This is a genomic window from Streptomyces swartbergensis, assembly GCF_002148965.1.
Classification (GTDB): Bacteria; Actinomycetota; Actinomycetes; order Streptomycetales; family Streptomycetaceae; genus Streptomyces; species Streptomyces swartbergensis.
Map to the genome: position 1 here is coordinate 1 of NZ_NGFN01000589.1, position 2,762 is coordinate 2,762.

At 69.4% G+C, this 2,762-nt stretch carries 2 protein-coding genes; both read right to left on the minus strand.

All coding sequences use genetic code 11. The annotated features are described in order from the left end of the window. Positions 1-295: 295 nt before the first annotated feature. Positions 296-1,321: an esterase-like activity of phytase family protein gene (locus CA983_RS42465; protein WP_086605966.1), complete on the minus strand. Its 1,026-nt coding sequence runs from the start codon at positions 1,319-1,321 to the stop codon at positions 296-298. 86 nt (positions 1,322-1,407) lie between these two features. Continuing rightward, positions 1,408-2,259, minus strand: coding sequence for a serine hydrolase (locus tag CA983_RS42470; protein ID WP_086605967.1), 852 nt, complete (start codon positions 2,257-2,259; stop codon positions 1,408-1,410). Positions 2,260-2,762 lie beyond the last annotated feature (503 nt).

Below are 2,762 nucleotides of genomic sequence, written 5' to 3' on the forward strand. Positions count from 1 at the left end.
CCCTGTGCCCCCGGCCGGGGCTTCGCCCCGTACGCCTTCCGGTGGGGATCCGACCCCTCCGCCCGGGGGGCGGATCCCCGAGCCGCTGCCCGACCGCACGGAGCGCAGCCGCGGGCGGCCGGGCATCGGCGTCCGTCGGTCCGGGCGGTCGGGGGCGCCCGCGGCGAGTCGGTCGGTTTGGCCTTTCCCGTCTCTGGGGGGGGGGGAGCGATGGTCCCTGGCCGAGTCGGCGACGGCGGCACGCGTGCTTCGTCTCGATCGCGGCGATGTGCCGCCTTGAGCGACCGCGTGTGGGCTAGCTCGTTGTTCTCACCCGCAGCGCGTAGAAGCGGGTCGTCTGGGTCTTGTTCTCGTTGTCGTCGCTGGCCAGGAGGACCTTCAGGGTGTTCTTCGCGCGGCCCGTGATCGTCATGGCCTCGATGTTGTCGAGGAGGGGGTTCGGCTGGGGCTGTCTGGCCGTTGCGCCGAGGGAGGGGCAGGTCGAGAGGTCGGTGAGGAGGGTCTTGTCGATCAGGCGGGTATCGGGGTTGGCCGGCAGGGTCGCGATCGTGCTCGTGTCCGTCGCCTTGCGGGGGTCGGCCAGGTAGAGGCGGACCGTGTTGCCCACGCCGGGGGTGAAGCCCCGCTCCAGGACCAGGAGGCGGCCGTCGGGGGTCGCCTGGACCTCGGGGACGCCCAGGCCGGGGTCCGTGCGGTAGGCGTACTGCGCGCCGAGGGCGAAGTGGCCGTGCGGCGTCCTGCGCCAGGTCTGGAAGCGGACGATCGTCGAGTCGTCGCCGGAGAGCGCGTACTCCATGGAGGCCAGCAGGGTGCGGCCGTCGGGGAGCAGGGTCAGGCCCTCGAAAGTGCCGTTGGGCCGGGCGCGGCCCGCGGGGCTCACGCGCAGGGCGTCCGGGACCGGGAGGCGGTCGAGGAGCCTGCCGGTGCGGGAGTAGCGGCGTACGGAGGGCTCCGTCTCGGAGGAGACGAGATACGTGCCGTCGCGGTCGACGGCCAGGCCCTCCGAGTCGAGTGCGGTTCCGGTCTCGTCTGCGAGCGGGACCACCGACCGGGGCTTCAGCGTCCTCGCGTCCAGGCGGAAGAGCGACGAGCGGTCGGAGAGGGCGGACAGTGAGCCGTCGCGGTCCGTGGCGAGTGCCGAGAAGTTGCCGACGTAGGTGTTCTCGTACGTCGTCTTGTCGAGCGCGTCGGAGTAGCCGTCGATGGAGACGTTCGGCGAGCAGGCGTGCTGCGTGTGCGCCTGGGCGGGGCCGACGGCGGTCAGGCAGGTGGCCGCCGCCAGGCCCGCGGTGAGGAGGGCGAGATGGGTTCTCAGGGGCATGGGCGTCACCGTAGGGCGGGCTGGTGACGTCGGGTAGGCCGCGCGGTGAAGGGTCAGGGCGCGGCGAGGTCTCCGCGGACGGACGGTCAGCTCGCGGCCAGGTCCTTGTGGATGACCTTGGCCACGGCCTGGATGGTCGCGATGCCGTAGTTCATGGTGCTGTTGCCGTGGGTGAGCACGGTGATCATGTAGTCGTGGCCGCCGCCCTTGAACGCGCCGACGCTGTGCACCCGCCAGCCGTTCGTGGCGCGTTGCAGCCAGCCGTTCTTCACGGCCACGGTGACGCCGGACGGCACTCCGTACGGCGTGCCCCAGCGCTGGGACGAGACGACCTGGCCCATCAGCTTGAGGACGTAGGCGCGGGAGTTGTCGCTCAGGACCGCGTTCTTGGCGGTCAGGAGCTTCAGCAGCTTCTGCTCGTCGGTGACGGTGATCTGCGTCAGGCCCCAGTAGCCGTTCGCGCCGGGCTTGGTCTGGGTCATGCCGGCGGCGGTGAGGAAGCCCTTGATCTTCGTCATGCCGAGCTGCTTCCACAGGGTGGAGGTCGCGGCGTTGTCCGACTTGGTGATCATGGCCTTGGCGAGGGTGTTCTCGCGGTCGGTGAGATACCGGTTGTGCTTCTTGGCGTCCCACAGCAGCGTGGCGAGGACGGTGACCTTGACGACGCTGGCCGAGTCGTAGGCGGAACTCGCGCGCAGGGAACACGTCGTGTTGGTGCTGCGGTCGTAGAGGCCGACGGCGACGGTGCCCTTGCGGGTCGCGAGGGCGGCGGTGATGTCCTGCTTCAGCTTGGTGGCCAGCCCGGCCTTGGCGGACGTACAGCTCACGGCCGGCGTGGCGGCGGCTGCGGGCGTGGCGGCGGCGACGAGCGGCACGAGCACACCCGTACCCACGGCCGCGGCCAGCACTCTGGCGCGGCGGGATATCCCAGAAGTCATGCACACCATGACTCACGGGAAAGGGCCAAAGGTTGTAGCGATTTGCGAAGACTTGTGCGAGTCGTTATCGGGCGCTGCGAGGTTTCACAGGATGGGGCCGGCTTCGTCACAGCAGCCACACTCCTGGAACCTGTTACAGCCACACTCCTGGAACCTGTTACGACTCCAACTCCTCGTCGTTCCACTGACCCCTGCGGAAACTCTTGACGCCGCCTTTCCCGCCGGGATACTTGCGGTCGACAGCGTGTCAACTTCCCCACCAGTAAAGAGATTTGGCTTCCGCTGTCCGAGATCCCGAACGTCGTACGAAGTTTCGCAAGCTTTCGACGGCCCCCCACAGGAGGATCCTCAATGAACCCACGCAAGGCGCTCATAGCTGCCCTGACGGCAGCACTACTGGCCGGYCCAGGTGCCGCTGCCGCCGAGGCGGGACCAGCCCGAGCTGGTGCCCACGCCGATGGTGTGGGCGATCTCGTGCAGGGCCGTCCGCTCGGTCATGTAGC